Origin of the sequence: Dyadobacter alkalitolerans DSM 23607 (genome assembly GCF_000428845.1) — a bacterium.
In the GTDB taxonomy this organism is placed as follows: domain Bacteria; phylum Bacteroidota; class Bacteroidia; order Cytophagales; family Spirosomataceae; genus Dyadobacter; species Dyadobacter alkalitolerans.
Genome location: NZ_AUAS01000008.1, coordinates 252,730 through 270,466, shown reverse-complemented (window position 1 = coordinate 270,466; position 17,737 = coordinate 252,730). Strand labels below are relative to the sequence as shown.

The following is a 17,737-nucleotide window of genomic DNA, read 5'->3' as shown; positions in this document are numbered from 1 at the left end:
AAAACTGAAAGAATTTATTTATGAAAAAGATAACAATACTATCCGGTTATATCATGCTGGCAATGCTCACAGGTTGTGATGATTTGCTGGAAACAACGCCTTACGGACAGGTGACTTCGCAACAATACTGGCGAAGCGGCGATGATGTGGTGGCGGCAGTGAATGCAGTTTACGCGCCATTGCTTGAAGAAGACGGTTTTGCACACACAGAATACACATTCGATAACTGCTCGGATGACATGAACCGCGCGGGCGACCATTCGGATGAAACGGCTTTGGAAATGTTCACTTTCGATGCTTCCAACTCGCACATTCTGGCTACATGGAAAACCAAATACGAAGTCATTTCCAGGGCAAATGCTGTGCTGATTAACGCCTCAAAAGTTGACATGGACGAAACATTGCGCAACCGCAGCATGGGTGAAGCCTACTTTTTGAGAGGTTTTATCTATTGGAGACTGTCCCTCATTTACGGCGAAGTGCCCATTTTACTTGAAGAGGACGTATTAGCATTGAATTTTAATAAGCCAAAATCGACATTGGCAGAAGTGCGTGCACAGGCTGAGGCCGACTTCATAAAAGCTGCTTCATTGCTGCCCGTGTCGCATGCAGATGGCGATGCAGGCCGCGTTACCCAGGGTTCTGCGAATGGTTTCTTGACCAAATTATATGTGTATCAGGAACAATGGGCAAAAGCGATTGAGGCGAGCACGAAAGTAACTTCAAATGCTGCTTACAAACTGGCCACTGGTTTTAACCAGAATTTTGAGCTGGCGACAGAAAACAACCCTGAGATTTTATTTTCGCTGCAATACGAAACCGGCTGGACGGCCGACAACTCCCCTACTTTCTACCATACGCCGCAGGCATTCGGCGGCTGGGGCTTCCATGAGCCGATCGCGGATCTTGTTCAGGAATATGAAAAAGGCGACACGCGCAAAGCGTCTTCCATTTTCAGCCCGGGTGATAAGGTGGATCGCAATGAAGCTGGCGTGGAAACATTCGATGCTAAGATGACGCGTGTGACGGGTTATGCATTCAAAAAATATACGCAGTTTGCTGAAAACGGCGATATGAGCCAGAGTTTGAATGCGCCGTTTTTGAGAACTGCCGATGTTTATCTGTTAGCTGCCGAGGCAAAAATTCGCTCAGGTGCGAATGGTGACGCAGAATTGAATGTCGTGAGAAAACGCGCAGGATTGGCTGCTATTACCGGTGCAACCATGAAAAACATCATGCACGAAAGGCGCGTAGAGTTGGCTGGCGAGAATGAAAGACACCAGGATCTGATGCGTTGGGACAAAGCCGGATTGATCGACATTGTAGCACATTACAAGATCAACCGCGGCCCCAACAAGCCTAGCCGAAATTTCGTTAAGCCAAAACATTACTATTTCCCGTTGCCACAGCGTGAGGTGGATTTGAGTAACGGCGTCTTAATCCAGAACAGCAATTATTAAGTTTTGATCAAAAAAGAAATTTCACTGATCTGCCTGCTTGTCTTTTTTACGGGATGCTCGTCCCGTGAAAAAGACATTGTAGGTTTATGGCGAACCGATTCCATTTCAAATTATGTGAATGGTTTCAGTTTTACCAACAATACAAAAGATGCACACTGGTCCTATTTCGACTATCGGGCCGATGGAACATTGTTCGAAAGAAGAAAAGGAGAATACCGCAAATCGCGCTATCAGTTAGCCTCCGCTGACTCACTCTTTTACACGGATTCGACGGGCAAAATATTGTCAGGCTATAAAATCCTCGATCTTAACCACAAGATTCTGGTTTTGAAAATGTCGCAAAAGCCTTATTTGTCGGGGAAGAATCAGGAATTATACGAAATAAGATATTTTTCAAAAGCAGTTCCAAAAGGCAAATAAGCTATCCAACGAGCACCCTGACCTTCTTAATACGCTTTTTATCAGCTGATTGTACCTTAAAAGTCACTTCCCGGTGTGTTGCCATTTCGCCTGTCCGCGGCAATCTTGAAAACAGTTCCAGCAACAGGCCTGCTAATGACTCATTATTGCCCCTTACTTCGTCAAAATAATCCGTTTCCAGGTTTAGAAGCCGGCAAAGATCACTGATGGACACTTTTCCTTCGAAAACGTAAGTGTTATCGTCAACCTGGGTATAATTCACTTCGTCATCCTCGTCATATTCATCATTGATATCACCAAAAATTTCTTCAATGATGTCTTCCAATGTGATCAACCCGCTCGTCCCGCCATATTCGTCCACGACAATGGCCATATGCACACGGCGATTCTGAAATTCCTTCATCAGATCATCCAAATGCTTGCTTTCCGGGATGAAATAAACCGGGCGCAGCAATTTCTGCCAGTTAAAATGTTCGTCCAAATGAATGTGCGGCAACAAGTCCTTCACATTCAGAATTCCTTCAATGTGGTCCAGGTCATCCCGATAAACCGGCACCCGCGAGTAACCCGATTTATTGATTTTATCCATTAATTCATGGAAATCCAGCTCAATATCGAACGCGGTAATGTGCAGACGCGCCTGCATGGCCTTCTTTGAATTGGTCTGACGGAAATTGGCCAGTCCCCGTAAAAGGTCGGTTTCTTCTTCACTTTCCGCTTTCGCTTCCAGTCGCTCGGTTGTAATTTCGGCTCCTTCCGGCGTAAGCACGCCAAATGAATAGCCCAGCTTCATAATGGGCTGCGCAAGTGGCTGACAAATCTTGATCAGGAAATTGGTAACACCCGAGATCTTCGGAATAAATTCCAATGCACGTCGCGCGGCATTGTAACGGACCATCGCATCCAGCCAGATCCATAGCGCGAGACAGCCAATGGAAATCCATTTGTAAACATTGTTCGGATCATCTTGAATGTGAATCCAGGCAATTCTGGCGGCCAGAAGTAATGCTAACATGGTAATCCCGCGCTGAATCAGCGAAAGTGCAAGCTGCTGAATGCGGTTTGGAAGCGTGCTTTCGGTGTCACTTTTTCGTTCCCAGGGATTTTCCAATGCACCGGAGGCAGCATATGCGGCGCGGACGCCGGAGAGAAACAGGGAAACCAGGAAGAGGAATATAACCAGGATCAGGTCGTAAGGCGCAAGGAAATCAGTGGGTATAATGACTCCTGCAAATAAGGTTTGCGTACATCTTTGGGGGATGGAAATCCCCGTACGCGTTCGGACAAGGGGATCGTCGCTGTCTGCTGTTTCTTTCACGAATAGGTTTGGAAAAGTTTGCAATAAACTTTCGTTTAAATAAATGTAGCAATTCTGTTCAAAATATTATTCCAATGTGCTCTAAATGTCGAAATAAATACTTTTGAACAGAATAGCTGGCAAATGTAGCTGATCAGAACGGCAGATCGTCATCATCATTCCCGGCTGCCAATGATGGCGGGATCGGGTCGGATGATCTAGGTGATTGCTGTGCTCTGGGTTGTGAAGATTGTTGTGCATAACCGCCGCTGCTTTCGCCGCCGCCAGACCCAGGTGCGCCCGGACCGCCCAGCAATGTCATGCTGTTTGCGCGGATCGTAACGCCGGTTCTTTGCTGTCCTTCTTTATCGGTCCAGCTGTCGGTTCTGATCCGGCCTTCGATGTAAACCTGGTTTCCCTTTTTCAAATATTTTTCCGCCACTTTGGCCAATCCTTCCCAAAGCTCAATGCGGTGCCATTCCGTATTATCGACGCGCCCACCGCTTTTGTTGGTATACGATTCTGTTGTTGCAATGTTGAATTTGGCCACTGCCGAGCCGCTTTCCAGATATCTAACTTCGGGATCGCTGCCCAGATTGCCTATCAAAATGACCTTGTTAACGCTTCCTGCCATGATTTCTAATTGTGGATGATTTGTTTAAGTTAATATTAAAGATACGGATGTAAAAGCACTTTTAAATATCCTGTTCGCTGATTTTGCCCGTAATTTTATGTTTCAAAATTAATTTATTCCGCCCGTCATGCGTCATTTCCTGCTTGATCAAATAATATTCGTCGTTATAGAAAGTGTAGTTTGAAGGCTTGGTCACGCCTTCCTGTCCGCGCCAGACCGGCAGTTCCACTTTTTCCCAAAGTTTGGTTTTCGCGGATTTGTAAGCTGCATCAATCACTGCATTCACAACATAGCCATCATAAAAAGTTTCCGCCGCTTCCCTGCCATTTTCCACGGCATTGAACATATCGGTGAACATATGGTTGTAGCCCAGATCATTCACCTCGTCCCCCACCGGAAACAGCCAGCCTGTATTGCTTTCGGCCTTTTCAGCTACGTAATCCTCTCCCTTTCCATCTGCATTCTGCCCTGTTGTGAACATTTCAAAACCCGTCCGCAGGAAATTGTTGATCCAGATCGTGCCTTCTGTTCCCATGACCTCGTCGCGCAGGTCCATACCGCCGCGGAATGTCCAGCTCACTTCAAACTGGCCGATAGCGCCGTTTTCATACTTTACCAATGCAATCGCGTGATCCTCAGCATCAATGGGTTTCACCTGTGTGTCCGCCCAGCACATGACTTCAACGGGCTTAATGTCCTTACCAATAAAATTGCGCGATATTTCAATGCAATGACAGCCCAAATCCAGGATGCAGCCGCCGCCGGCCTGCTCAATGTCCCAGAACCATTCACTATGCGGACCAGGATGCGCTTCACGCGATTTTGCCCAGATAATCCTTCCTAATGAGCCGTTTTTGACACTTTCGAGCGATTTTAAAAACTTTGGCGTGTAACAAAGATCTTCCAGATAACCTGCAAAAATTCCCGCTTCCTCTGTCGCCCTCATCATCCTCAGCGCCTCCGCCGCATTACGCCCGAGTGGTTTGGTAGAAATAACGGCCTTTTTATGTTTCACGCAAAGCTTAACTGCCTCCTCATGAACATTATTAGGCAACGCAATGCACACCATATTCACATCCGGGTGCGCGATCACTTCTTCCATACTGGACGACCAGAAATCGCAGCCATAATCATTGGCGAACTTTTGGGCACTTTCATCACGCCGTGCGTAAATGGCAACCACCCTATCCCGGCCCCTTTGTCCGTGAATGGATTCAGCGTAAAAACGTCCGATAAAACCGGAACCTAACATTGCAATTTTCTGCATAATCTTATTTTGAAGTTGTTTAGGAATAAATTCAAATGGCCTTACCTGTGAAAATGGCCTTATTTAAAAGCGTCCGCTAGTTTGTCTTCACTTCACTCTCCCAGCCCGTCGTTTTCAGTGCCGGATCATCTTCTTTTTTCAGAAAATCAGCATCGCCAAAGGACGATGCGTCCCATTCCAGAAGCGCCCGATCCGGAACAATGGACACCGGAACACGCCATGACGTGGAAGTTTCGGCGTAGGCAATGTTGGATTGTGAATTATAACAGGAAATCAGTGACCACCGCGGATGATCCGACAAATTAGCTTCCGACCTGTGCATGAGGTTACTATGAAAGAATAATGCGTCGCCCGGCTCGATTTCGCAATAAACGAGCTCCATCGTTTTCAATGCATGGTTCACCATTTCCATATCCGCGCCCACCTGCTCACCCGCAAAACCATGATTGACACGGCCCATTTTATGAGAGCCCTTAATGACTTGCAAACAGCCATTTTCCTTGTTAGCAGGCGTCAGAGCGATCATTACGCTCATCAACTGATCCGGGAATATAAATTGATTTTTATACCAATAACCATAATCCTGATGCCATTCCCAGGCGCCGCCCACCTTCGGTTCTTTCTGCATTAACTTGGTATGAAAGTGACAAACCGGACTTTCCTGCCCCAGCAACTGCCAAACCGAATTGACCATGCGTTCGCTGCGGATCAGATAACCAAAAACGTCATCACCCGGCGTAAACCAGAGCGAAAGCTTCGTCTTCTTCCCCGATTGGTCATTAAGGTCCATTGCATTCTTCTGCATAACCGAATTCTCAACGGCCGTCCGATATAGTTTATTCGTCTCTTCTTCCGAAAACAGTCCTTTCACGACCACATAACCGTCTTCATGGAATGTCTTAATCTGGCTTGTATTTAAACTAAAACTTGTCATAAATCATCCGTTTTACGTGTTTAGTACAAAAATATATTACTTAAAATACAATTCCTCGCAGATTACGAAGATTAAAACCATTTAGACGTGAAGGTTTTGAAATGGTCACAAATATTTTTCTTCTTTTAAAACTGTATCGATCAAAATCGGCTTAGGGAGCGTCTCAACCTCGTTTTTGGTGAAAAAATAAATATTTGGGGGAAGGTCGGCGGGCTCGTTTTCGGGGATAGTCAGCCACCAGAACTGCACGTGAAGCTTTTGATGGGTCAGCAAGTGAATGTATAATTTTGGCACCTGGCGGATAGTCCCTTTTTCCATTATTGCCAGCAACATTGGGTTATCAGCCAGCTCTTCGGGCGAATCGACCTGGGCAGCAGATTCGATTAAAAGAAAATCATAAAGTCCTTTCCAGATGTCCTTCGTATTCCGCTCCTGCATGGCCAGCTTTTCGCCATGCTGTATGATAAAATAATTCAGGAAACGGTTTTTCACTTTCAGCTTTTTGGCCTTCACCGGAAGTTCATTCTGCACATTGAATGCATAGGCATAGCAAATGTCATTGAACGGACAAATGCTGCAATTGGGAGAAACAGGCACACATTGCAGCGCGCCAAACTCGATCATCGCCTGGTTGTAAGTCGCCGGATCTTCGTGCGAAATCAGCGTTTTCGCGACTTTGGCAAACTCCTTTTTCCCTTCATTCGAAAGCATATCGGCTTTGATCCCGAAAATCCGCGACATCACCCGGTACACATTCCCGTCAATCGCCGCAACTGCCTCGCCGAAAGCGAAAGATGCGATCGCTGCGGCTGTGTAATTCCCCAAACCTTTTAGTTTCGAGAGGGTTAATGACGTTTCCGGAAATCTGCCTGCAAATTCACTGACGATCTGCCGCGCCGTATAATGCATATTTCTCGCCCTGGAATAGTAACCTAAGCCCTGCCAGAGGCGCAGCACATCGCGTTCATCGGCATTCGCAAGGTCGAAAACGGTGGGATAATTTTCCAGAAACTTCTCATAATAAGGCGTTCCCTGGGCGACTCTGGTTTGCTGGAGAATGATTTCTGATAACCATATTTTATAGGGGTCCGTCGTTTGTCGCCAGAGCAAAGGGCGGTGGTTTTTGAGATACCAGGATTTAAGTTTTTTGTTAAAATCATCTACCTGTGAAGGGTCTGATATCATAATGTTTGTCCTTATGTACGCTGTTATTTAACCAATTAGAAAAAAAATGAAAACGCCTTCCTTTTAAATCTTGGTAAAATTAGCGTACCTTTGTGTTCCCAAAATTTAGAGGAGTAAGTAAATAAATGAAATAATATCCACTTAAAGTAAACAATCAAAGTGACTAAGGCAGACGTAATCGCACAGATTTCTGAGAAAACAGGTGTAGACAAGGGCGATGTTCAGCAAACGCTCGAATCGTTCTTCACCGTGGTAAAGGACTCACTTTCTGAGGGAGAGAACCTTTATGTAAGAGGTTTTGGTAGTTTCATCAATAAAAAACGTGCGCGTAAAGTTGCCCGTAATATTTCGAAGGGAACTTCAATGATCATTGACGAGCACTTTGTACCGAGCTTCAAACCTGCAAAAGTATTTGTAGAGCAGGTAAAAGAAAGTGACAAATTGAAAGCTGTCGCTGAAAAGTAATTTACCTGAAAAGGTTTGGGTTATAACAGTATGAAAAAGTCTATTTTCCTTTCTTGTGTGCTTGCAGTTGCTCTTGTCGGAACGCTTTTCAGCCTTCCCAAGGTGGTTGTTAATACCAAAGGCAAGGAAATAGGCAACGAGAGAAACCAGTCTCAGGCAGCTGCTACGGCGGCTGCTCCGGACTCTTCCGTTCAATCGCCATCACATGAAGCCACCATCGCGCCGGATCAGCAAAAAATCGTCGATCAGCTCAGAAATGGCTTTGAAAATGCGAATGATAAGGAAAAGGTTGCAGCGGGCTTGAAGTTGTCGGACAAATTTGCTCAATTGCAAAAATTTGACAGCGCAGCATTTTATGCTGAAAAAGCAGCACTTTTGTCTCCCAGCATTGAAAATCTTGTCAGGACCGGCGATCGTTATTACGAAGCTTATGGTTTTGCCATTGATGATCAGAAAGCAAAAAACCTTGGGACAAAAACCCGCGAATATTACCAAAAAGCACTTGACCAGAATCCTGGCCTGTTAGCTGCAAAAGCCAACATGGCAATGACTTACGTGAACACAGAAAACCCGATGCAGGGAATTTTAATGTTGCGCGAAGTGATTGACACCGATCCTACCAACGAATTGGCATTGTTCAATTTAGGGATCCTGTCCATGAGATCTAACCAATATTCAAAAGCTGCCGACAGGTTCAGACAGATTTTGACCAATAATCCGGCCAATACAAAAGCGAAGTTCTATTTAGGATTGACGCTCGTGGAACTGGGAAACAAGGAAGAGGCCCGCAAGGTCCTGTCCGAAGTTAAAAAAGAGGAAAAAGATCCTGTAATCCAGCAAGCGATTGGCGAATTGGAAGGTCGTCTGAACAATTGATAAGCAGAAAAAACAATCAATTTTTATTTTAAACGACATAAAACATGCCTTGCGGAAAAAAGAGAAAGAGACATAAGATTTCCACTCACAAGAGAAAGAAAAGACTTAGAAAAAACAGACATAAGAAGAAATAATATATCATGACCGGATTTTCAAAAAAGTCCGGTCATGCCTTCTTCCCCTCGTATGTATTGCCCCTTTCATTCTGAAAGAGGAGGTTAAGTATCAACATTATATAGCCATTCAGTTGGTTGAACATTGAGTAACGAATTACTAATCAATTCTACTCAAAAGGGAGAACGTATAGCCCTTTTGCAGGATAAACGTCTTTTAGAATATCACGTCGAAACACCGGATCAAAGCTTTACCGTGGGGGATATTTACCTCGGTACGGTCAGGAAGCTGGTAGCGGGGCTTAATGCCGCGTTTGTTGATGTCGGTTTTGAAAAAGATGCGTTTCTGCATTATCTTGATTTGGGGCCTAATATTAATTCTCTCAACAAACTGACCAAGGACGTAATATCCAAGCGTCACACTTCGGGCAAATTGAATAACTTCAAGATGGAGCCCGAAATCGAAAAGCTTGGTAAAATTGATAAGGTACTTTCCAAAAATCAACCTATTCTTGTTCAGATCGTTAAGGAGCCAATTTCTACAAAGGGCCCCAGACTTTCCTGCGACATTTCGATTGCTGGCCGCTACATTGTGCTGGTGCCGTTTTCGAATTCTGTAAACCTTTCCAAAAAGATTACTGACAAAGCTGAGCGGAACCGCCTGCAGCGTCTGATGTCATCCATTAAGCCTGCCAACTTCGGTGTTATTATCCGCACCGTTGCAACTGGGAAGGATGTGGATGAGCTGAATAAGGATTTGCAGGATTGCCTCGACAAATGGGAAAACGGGATCAAAGCATTAAAAGATGCCAAGCCGCGCGACCGGGTTATAGGCGAGATGAACCGTGCTTCTTCTATCATCCGCGACATGCTGAATGAATCATTTGACAGCATAACGGTTGATTCCAGAGAGGTTTACGACGACATTAAGGCTTACATTCACAACATTGCGCCGGACAAGGAGAACATTCTGAAACTGCACAATGGTAAGAATAAAATCTTTGAACAATTTGGTCTTGAAAAGCAGATCAAATCCCTTTTCGGACGTTCGGTAAGCTTGCCGAATGGCGGTTACCTGATTATAGAACATACTGAGGCACTGCACGTTATCGACGTAAACAGCGGTAACAAGTCTAACTCAGAAGAAGATCAGGAAGCAACTGCATTGAGCGTTAACCTCGAAGCAGCCAAAGAAATTGCCCGTCAGTTGCGGCTTCGCGATATGGGCGGGATTATTGTCGTCGATTTTATCGATATGAAGAAAGCGGAAAACAAACGCGTTCTTTTCGATACAATGCGCGACGAAATGAAGGGCGATCGATCCAAATACACGATCTTGCCGCTTTCGAAATTCGGTCTGCTGCAAATTACCCGTCAGCGTGTACGGCCTGAAATGAACATTGTAACCCGTGAAACATGCCCTACTTGCGGCGGAACGGGTACGATTCAGGCGAGTATTTTGGTTTCGGATGTGATAGCAAATAATCTGGATTACATTCTGACCAAGCAAAATGAGCGTGGAATCACCATTTCACTTCATCCATTCCTGCATTCTTATTTCACAAAGGGATTAATTTCGGAGCAGGTAAAGTGGCTTTTCCATTACAAAACGTGGGTGAAGCTGATCAAAGATACTTCGCTGGGTGTGGTGGATTTCAAATTCCACAACCGTTACGGAGAAGAAATCGAGATTGTTCCGGGTAACTAACAGCCTGATTTAAAACAACTTCATTATCATTTCCCTTTCCAGACCGGGCTTCTTTTTTCCTTAAAAGCCTGCGTTCCTTCTTTGGCATCCTCAGAGTGAAGGATCAGATCCAGCTGTGCTTTCAGGAAGCGATGCTGCTCACTTTCAGGGATTTCACTGAGTTTTTGAAATGCCTGCATGCCTTGCTGAATGGCAAATGGCGCATTTTGGGAGATTTGCTCAGCCATTTGCATGACTTCATCCGCAATGTTGTCCGCCTCAGAAATGTAGGTTATTAATCCCAATTTCAACGCTTCATCCGCATTATAAGCATTTCCAGTGATGCACATTTCCAACATTTTTCGGGCTGGAATGATCTTGCTTAGCGAGGCCATCACCTGCATCGGCCAAATTCCGCGCTTCACTTCTGGTAAGCTGAAAACAGCATCTTCGGCACTGAAAACAAATGTGCAGCCGCAAATGATCAGGAATCCGCCCGCTAAAACCGGTCCTTGCACTTGTGCAATAATGGGTTTGCAGACTGCATTGAATGCATCGCCTAACCTGACCTCTTCTCGGATTTCAGGTAATGTGGGGTTTTTAGTATTGGCGGAAGGATCGTGAAATGCATTTAAATCAGCACCCGCGCAGAAAACGGAACCTTCTGCATTGATGATCAGGCAGCGAATTTCACTATGGTAATGTGCATATGCGAGCGCAAAGATGATTTCCTCAGCCATCGTCGGCGTGAAAGCGTTTCGCTTTTCGGGGCGGCTGAGTGTGATGGTGAAGATGTGACCGGATAAAGCCATTTTGATATACAAAAACTTTACCGAATCGAAATCCTGAACATCTTCCTTTGTGTAAAATCGCATAATGGCGCCGGTTAGCGTTTCTGAAATGCGGAGCGCTTACGCAGGCTTCCTGACAACGCCTTCCAGCATTGTGACATACTGCCTAATCCCCGCCTCGATCTCATGAAGATAGATAAATTCATCCGCACTATGCGACCTTGCCGAATGTCCCGGCCCCATTTTCAATGATGGGCAATCCAGCAAAGCCTGGTCCGAAGTGGTCGGCGAACCATAAGCTTCTCTTCCCAACTTCAAACCTTCCAGCACAATGGGATGATCCATCGGAATGCTCGAAGGCCGCAAACGAATGGACCGGGCCGAAACTTCGGATTGAATGTTGGCCTGAATGACTTCAATCACCTCTTCCAATGTATATTGATCCGTCACACGCACGTCGATCGTGAAGTTGCACGCGTCAGGAACAACATTATGCTGTGTTCCCGCATTAATGATCGTTACGGACATTTTCACAGGTCCTAATGTGGGTGAAACCTTTGGAAACTTGTATTCCTGGATCCAGTTAATGTCCTTCAATGCTTTGTAAATAGCATTATCACCTTCTTCCCGCGCCGCGTGGCCAGATTTTCCCTTTGCCGTGCAATCCAAAACCAGCAATCCTTTTTCAGCAACCGCCAAATGCATTTCAGTTGGCTCGCCCACAATGGCAAACGCGATTTCAGGCAACTCAGGAACAACAATTTCCAAACCTTCTTTTCCCGAAATTTCCTCTTCTGCAGTGGTGGCAATGGCAATGTTATAATTTAGATCAGACCGATCATAGAAATGGCAAAATGTCGCAATCAGTGAAACAAGGCATCCGCCCGCATCATTACTGCCCAATCCGAACAATTTATCATCACCCACAATAGCCTTAAATGGATCCAGTGTCCAGGATTTATTGGGTTTGACCGTATCATGGTGAGAGTTTAAAAGCAATGTTGGCTTATGCTTATCAAAATGGCGATTATAGGCCCACAAATTGTTCTTTTTTTGTTGAAACGGAATGTTTTTTGATTCAAAATATGCTGCAATCAGTTGCGCAGTTTTGTCTTCTTCCTTACTGAATGAAGGCGTTTCGATCAGGCTTTTCAGCAGTGCAATCGCCTCATTTGTCAATGTTTGTATGTTTTCCAATGCGCTTACCATCTTACTTGGCCGTCCCCTTTAACAATCCATTTTTCTGTTACGAGCTTTTCGAGTGCGAAAGGTCCGCGTGCGTGCAATTTTTGGGTGGATATGCCAATTTCCGCGCCTAATGCGAACACAGCGCCATCCGTAAATCTTGTGGAAGCATTGGCATAAACCGCAGCAGCATCCACTTCTCCCAAAAACCGCTCAATCTTGGCTTCGTCCTTTGAAATAATCGCCTCGGAATGCCTGGAAGAATGTGCCCTTATATGCTCCAAAGCCTCATCCAAACCGTTTACAACCTTAACCGAACATTTGTAATCCAAAAATTCCCTCCCAAAATCTTCCTCCTCCGCATGCTGCAGCATGGGGTAACCGTCTTCTTTAAATATCGCATAAGACGTTTGATCCGCAAAAACCTCAACATTCCATTTGATAAAATCAGCTTTCAGTTTCGGCAAAAGTTCGGCTGCCACTTCCCTGTCCACTAAAATCGTGTCCAGCGAATTGCAAACCGATGGCCGGGAAACCTTCGCATTTACTACAATCGCAGCTGCTTTGTCCAGATCACCGGTTTTTTCAATATATGTATGACAAACGCCTGCACCCGTTTCAATAGTCGGAACGAGCGAATTCTCACGCACAAATTTGATCAGACTTTCTGATCCTCTTGGGATGATAATGTCCACAAATCGCGTTGCAGTAAGCAGCTCGGTTACAAACTTCCGGTCTGTTGGAAGCAGCATAACCGCCGCAGGATCAATATCAAATTCTATTAATGCGCGGTGGATCAAACCCACCAGAAACAAGTTCGAGAAATGCGCTTCTTTGCCTCCTTTTAACACACACGCATTGCCCGAACGAAGGCAAAGCGACGCCACGTCCAAAGTAACATTTGGCCGTGATTCGTAAATAACGCCCACTACACCCAACGGAACGGCAATTTTACGCAGCGACAAACCCTGCTCGATCGTACGCTCCAAAAGCACTTCGCCGCTCGGATCCGGCAGAGCCGCCACGTCGCGCAGACTTTGCGCCAATGCCTGAATTCTTTGTTCGTTCAACAACAGCCGGTCCTTTTTCGGGTCGGCGTCGTCCATCACATCAAGGTCTTTTTGATTGGCCGCAATAATGTTCGCAACATTAGCCTGCACCTGCCCGGCAATGTTCAGCAAAAGGTCCGACCGCTGCTGGCCCGTCAGGTTCCTGACCGAGGCGGCTGCCTTTTGGGTTTGTTCTAAAAGAGGTAAAATGGATTCCATTATAATAGTACGATGTCGTTGGCATGCGCCACTTCAAAATTCATTGTCTTCAAATTGGCCCGGATAGCGGCCGAATTTTCCCTGGCGCGCGCAACAGCGACCATTTCGCCGGCTGCTGTGTAAATTTCGATGATTTCACCGGCCTCAAATTCGCCCGTTACTTCCATCACGCCCACGGCCAGTAAGCTTTTCCTTTTTAATAATGCTTTCGACGCGCCTTCGTCGATCTGCAATGTTCCGGAAACGAGCCCGCCGCTTCCTAACCACCTGTTTCGGGCAGAAAGTGTGCTTTTGCCAGGGTTTATCAATGTTCCCGCGTTGCCTTTCAATGCTTCGAGCAGTTCGTTTTCCTGCTTCATCCCAAAAATAACGACCTTAATCGCCATTCTGGCGGCCAGTTTGGCGAATGTTAGTTTCGAAGCCATTCCGCCCAGACCGAGGAAGGATTTATCCGTTCTTACAAATTTGAAAACCTCGTTTACATTCGATACGTTCCTGAGAATGTTGCCGTGCTCGTCCAGCAAACCGCCCACCGACGTGCAGAACATCAGCGATTCAGCCCCAAAACCCACGGCCAGCAATGTGGCCAGCTCATCGTTGTCCGAAAATTTCAATTCACGGTCGCTCACAACGTCATTCTCGTTTACGATCGGGATAATGTTGTTTTCCCACAACTCCTCGAACGTTTCCTTCAATTGCAGAAACTTGGCGCGATTGGCAAAATGCTGCCTTTCGCACAGACTTTGGGCAATGTATATTTTATTTGGCGCAAAATAAGATGCGTACAAACCCACCAAAAGCGGATTTCCAACGGACGCGGCTGCTTTACGCTGCGTCATCGTGCCTTTGTAATCCTGTATATAAGCCTTCCCCGCACCTACGGCGCCGGAAGAAACAATGATAATCCTGTATTGCGAATGGATCTCCGAAACCTGCCGCGCTATTTCCGAAATGATCCTGACGTCAGGTTCACCTGAGGGAAGGGTTATGGAGGCAGTCCCGAATTTGATTACGAGTATTGGTTTTGACACTTTAAATAGGGCTTGAACGGGACGCAGGCCAAAGGGCGGTCCCAAGTCTGAATCTGAGCCTAAAAGTAGAAAATTATTCAAAGAATGTCTTCCAGCACTTTGCCGTTGAAGCGTCTTTTCAGCTTTAAAGCATTTTCCAGCTGGTGCAGATAGTGCTCACGCGGAATTTCAATAGCACCATAACGCAGCACATTGTCATTGATAAACTGCGTATCGAGCAACACAAAGCGGTTCATTCGCAGGATTTGGATCAGATAATGAAACGCCACCTTCGAAGCATTGCTTTCATACGAAAACATCGATTCCCCAAAGAAAACACCATTAATCGAAACGCCATAAAGCCCCCCCACGAGCTTATTTTCGCGATAAGTCTCCACGCTATGCGCATAACCAAGCTCGTGCAGCGCGGTGTAGGACGCAATGATCTCTTCCGAAATCCACGTTCCCGGCTCCGTAGCCCGTGGCGCTGAGCAGCCGCGCATCACGCCTTCAAAATCCCAGTTAACCCTTATATCAAAGTATTTTTTATTCAAAACAGGCCGAAGGGACTTGGAAGGTTTATAGGTGTCAATGGGAATAATGGCCCGGGGGTTTGGCGAATACCAATAAATGGTCCCGTCCGGCTCGGCCATTGGGAAAATCCCATTTATATATCCGTTCAAAAGGTCATCTGTACTAATTGCTGACATGAAAGTCATATTTTAAAAATGGGTATGCCTCGGTTTTGTACAAAACGCGAGCGGGTAAGTAATAAAAACTTTTATTCAAAATCGAACCATAAAAATATATCTTCTGTTTCTTTGGAGTGACAATTTTTTTTTCAAAATTTGCAGCCTCTTAGACGCACTAGCAAGTCAATGAACGACAACGGCATACATACTGTTCTTCATACTACGCCTTTTCGATTCAGGTCCCCCCGGACCGCATAATTTCTTTTTACCTACGTGGTAAAACTTTTATACCCACCAACTTTTCCAATTTTCAAAACGTCCCATCGTTTTCTCTGGGTGTAATAATTATTGTTTCGAACATTTTTGTCAGCATCGCCATCAATGAAAAATACCGAAGTAGTGGGCAGTAAGTTTATAGTTCAGACTGCCAATGAAAATCATCTTCACTTTGCGGAAATTATTTGCGCAGAGATGGAAGAGAGCGCCAAAAAGCGTGGTACTGGTATCGCCAAACGTTCTCCTGTATATATAATGGAAAAAATGGTGGAAGGGAAAGCGATCATCGCAACCACCGACACCGGCGAATGGGTAGGTTTTTGTTACATTGAAACGTGGGAACACGGCAAATTTGTTGCAAACTCAGGCTTAATCGTACATCCCGATTTCCGTAACAGCGGAATGGCCAAAGCGATCAAACAAAAAGCTTTTGAATTATCGCGCCAAAAATATCCTGATGCAAAGATCATTGGCATTACAACCAGTTTGCCCGTGATGAAGATCAATTCTGATCTGGGTTATGAGCCTGTGACTTTCAGCGAGTTACCTGCTGATGATGCATTCTGGAAAGGATGTGCAAGCTGTGTAAATTACGATGTATTGACCCGGACCGGCAGAAAACACTGCTTATGCACAGGAATGATGTACAATCCTGAGGATAAAAAGAAAGAAGAAGTGGCGGTTACGGCTGGTGTAGAACCTGAAAAGCATTCCTGGGATTTTTTGAAAGAATCGAGCTTGTACGAGCGCTGGATGCGCATTAAGCAACGCATTCTATTGCGAAGGGAGGAACGCGCTAAAAAGAAAAACGCCGGCACATTGCTCGTACATTAAAGTACAGCCTTTATTTACAGATTTATATATCTCTTAAATACCTCGCCCGGCAGCCGTTTTTTGGCCCGAAGCGAGGTATTTTTTTGTTACTTTTGTACTCCAATTTAAGCATTTAGTCAGAATCAGATTTTAATATAATGTCACAACCCAAAGTAGTATTAGCGTTCAGCGGTGGATTAGACACCTCTTTTTGTGTAAAATATTTAGCCGAAGACAAAGGTTACGAAGTCCATTCGGTTTTGGTTGATACAGGTGGTTTTTCCGAAGAAGAACTGAAAACAATCGAGGCCAATGCGTATGCTTTGGGTGTGAAACAGCATGCAACGATCACAAAAACAAGTGATTACTACAATGACTGCATTAAATATCTGATTTTCGGGAATATCCTTAAAAACAACACTTATCCGCTTTCAGTAAGTGCTGAGCGTGTTTTTCAAGCTGTTGCCGTTGCAGAATATGCAAAGGAAATTGGGGCTAATGCGATTGCGCATGGAAGCACAGGCGCAGGAAATGACCAGGTTCGTTTTGATATGGCTTTTCGCATTATCATTCCTGAGGCTGAGATCATTACCCCGATCCGGGATTTGAAACTTTCGCGTGAGGCAGAAATTGAATATCTAACAAAAAAAGGCGTTGGCCGCGAATGGGCCAAAGCTGCATATAGCATTAACAAAGGCCTTTGGGGCACATCGGTTGGTGGAAAAGAGACATTAACCTCCGATCAATATCTTCCGGAATCAGCCTGGCCTACGCAAATCACCAAAACAGAGCCGGAAAGGATCACATTGGAATTCGAAAAAGGCGAATTGAAAAGTGTGGCTGGTGAACAGTTGGGGACTTCTGTTGAAGCCATTCAAAAACTTGCTGCCATCGCACAGCCGTTCGGAATTGGCCGCGACATTCACGTGGGTGATACAATTATTGGGATTAAAGGTCGGGTTGGCTTTGAAGCCGCTGCTCCGCTGATCATTATCAAGGCGCACCATACATTGGAAAAGCACGTTTTGAGCGAGCAGCAGCTTTACTGGAAAGAGCAACTTTCCAATTGGTATGGCAGTTTGCTGCACAAAGGCCAGTTTGTGGAGCCGGTCATGCGTAACATTGAAACGTTTCTTACTGATACACAAGCACATGTAACTGGCAAAGTGCACGTTCACCTGGCCCCTTACCGCTTCCATGTAGAAGGTATCGAATCCCCATTCGACCTAATGTCCTCTAAATTCGGCAGCTACGGCGAAATGAACAACGCCTGGACCGGCGACGACGTAAGAGGTTTCTCAAAAGTGGCTTCTAACCAGGTAATGATTTATCAGAAGGTAAGTGAGTCCGTGAATAATGACTGA

General features: G+C 45.4%; 17 protein-coding genes. 7 read left to right on the top strand and 10 right to left on the bottom strand.

The features are described 5' to 3' along the window. The first annotated feature begins 20 nt into the window (after positions 1-20). Together G395_RS0117885 and G395_RS0117880 are read left to right on the top strand one after the other, a co-directional pair. Positions 21-1,460 (top strand): RagB/SusD family nutrient uptake outer membrane protein, encoded by a 1,440-nt coding sequence (locus G395_RS0117885; protein ID WP_026631317.1) that lies wholly within the window; start codon positions 21-23, stop codon positions 1,458-1,460. Positions 1,461-1,463: 3 nt separating this feature from the next. Then, on the top strand, positions 1,464-1,880 hold the full coding sequence (locus G395_RS0117880; RefSeq protein WP_026631316.1) for a hypothetical protein: 417 nt from the start codon (positions 1,464-1,466) through the stop codon (positions 1,878-1,880). Position 1,881: 1 nt separating this feature from the next. Here G395_RS0117880 and G395_RS0117875 read toward each other — a convergent pair whose 3' ends face one another. The 5 genes from G395_RS0117875 to mutY all read right to left on the bottom strand — a co-directional run bounded on the left by G395_RS0117875 (position 1,882) and on the right by mutY (position 7,197). Then, the gene (locus tag G395_RS0117875) at positions 1,882-3,198 is read right to left on the bottom strand and encodes a transporter associated domain-containing protein (RefSeq protein WP_026631315.1); all 1,317 of its coding nucleotides are present in this window, start codon (positions 3,196-3,198) and stop codon (positions 1,882-1,884) included. Positions 3,199-3,331: 133 nt separating this feature from the next. Further along, positions 3,332-3,811 (bottom strand): single-stranded DNA-binding protein, encoded by a 480-nt coding sequence (locus G395_RS0117870; RefSeq protein WP_026631314.1) that lies wholly within the window; start codon positions 3,809-3,811, stop codon positions 3,332-3,334. A gap of 61 nt (positions 3,812-3,872) precedes the next feature. Further along, the gene (locus G395_RS0117865) at positions 3,873-5,078 is read right to left on the bottom strand and encodes a Gfo/Idh/MocA family protein (protein WP_026631313.1); all 1,206 of its coding nucleotides are present in this window, start codon (positions 5,076-5,078) and stop codon (positions 3,873-3,875) included. 76 nt (positions 5,079-5,154) lie between these two features. Continuing rightward, complete coding sequence (locus G395_RS0117860) at positions 5,155-6,012, bottom strand: phytanoyl-CoA dioxygenase family protein (RefSeq protein ID WP_026631312.1); 858 nt, start codon at positions 6,010-6,012, stop codon at positions 5,155-5,157. Between the two features lie 105 nt (positions 6,013-6,117). Continuing rightward, positions 6,118-7,197: an A/G-specific adenine glycosylase gene (gene mutY / locus G395_RS0117855; protein WP_035361646.1), complete on the bottom strand. Its 1,080-nt coding sequence runs from the start codon at positions 7,195-7,197 to the stop codon at positions 6,118-6,120. 159 nt (positions 7,198-7,356) lie between these two features. Here mutY and G395_RS0117850 point away from each other — a divergent pair, with 159 nt between their 5' ends. From G395_RS0117850 to G395_RS0117835, 3 genes are all read left to right on the top strand, one after another. After that, a complete protein-coding gene (locus G395_RS0117850; RefSeq protein ID WP_026631310.1) occupies positions 7,357-7,662 on the top strand; it encodes an HU family DNA-binding protein in 306 nt (101 codons plus the stop codon). A gap of 30 nt (positions 7,663-7,692) precedes the next feature. Then, entirely contained in the window at positions 7,693-8,538 is an 846-nt protein-coding gene (locus tag G395_RS0117845; RefSeq protein ID WP_026631309.1) for a tetratricopeptide repeat protein, read from the top strand. 258 nt (positions 8,539-8,796) lie between these two features. Beyond that, positions 8,797-10,359 (top strand): Rne/Rng family ribonuclease, encoded by a 1,563-nt coding sequence (locus G395_RS0117835; RefSeq protein ID WP_026631308.1) that lies wholly within the window; start codon positions 8,797-8,799, stop codon positions 10,357-10,359. Positions 10,360-10,385: 26 nt separating this feature from the next. On the opposite strand, the gene G395_RS0117830 is transcribed toward G395_RS0117835, so the two are convergent. The 5 genes from G395_RS0117830 to aat all read right to left on the bottom strand — a co-directional run bounded on the left by G395_RS0117830 (position 10,386) and on the right by aat (position 15,302). Beyond that, entirely contained in the window at positions 10,386-11,213 is an 828-nt protein-coding gene (locus G395_RS0117830; protein WP_026631307.1) for an enoyl-CoA hydratase/isomerase family protein, read from the bottom strand. Between the two features lie 36 nt (positions 11,214-11,249). Beyond that, positions 11,250-12,338 (bottom strand): M20 family metallo-hydrolase, encoded by a 1,089-nt coding sequence (locus G395_RS0117825; protein ID WP_026631306.1) that lies wholly within the window; start codon positions 12,336-12,338, stop codon positions 11,250-11,252. Next, on the bottom strand, positions 12,332-13,582 hold the full coding sequence (locus G395_RS0117820) for a glutamate-5-semialdehyde dehydrogenase (RefSeq protein ID WP_026631305.1): 1,251 nt from the start codon (positions 13,580-13,582) through the stop codon (positions 12,332-12,334). Before G395_RS0117820 ends, G395_RS0117825 begins: the two co-directional genes overlap by 7 nt. Continuing rightward, entirely contained in the window at positions 13,582-14,613 is a 1,032-nt protein-coding gene (gene proB, locus G395_RS0117815) for a glutamate 5-kinase (protein ID WP_026631304.1), read from the bottom strand. Before proB ends, G395_RS0117820 begins: the two co-directional genes overlap by 1 nt. Before the next feature lie 77 nt (positions 14,614-14,690). Next, positions 14,691-15,302, bottom strand: a complete 612-nt coding sequence (gene aat / locus G395_RS0117810) for a leucyl/phenylalanyl-tRNA--protein transferase (RefSeq protein ID WP_026631303.1) — start codon at positions 15,300-15,302, stop codon at positions 14,691-14,693. 363 nt (positions 15,303-15,665) lie between these two features. Between aat and G395_RS0117805 the strand changes: the two genes are divergently transcribed. Continuing rightward, a complete protein-coding gene (locus G395_RS0117805; protein ID WP_026631302.1) occupies positions 15,666-16,394 on the top strand; it encodes a GNAT family N-acetyltransferase in 729 nt (242 codons plus the stop codon). Positions 16,395-16,531: 137 nt separating this feature from the next. Next, positions 16,532-17,737, top strand: coding sequence for an argininosuccinate synthase (gene argG / locus G395_RS0117800; RefSeq protein WP_026631301.1), 1,206 nt, complete (start codon positions 16,532-16,534; stop codon positions 17,735-17,737).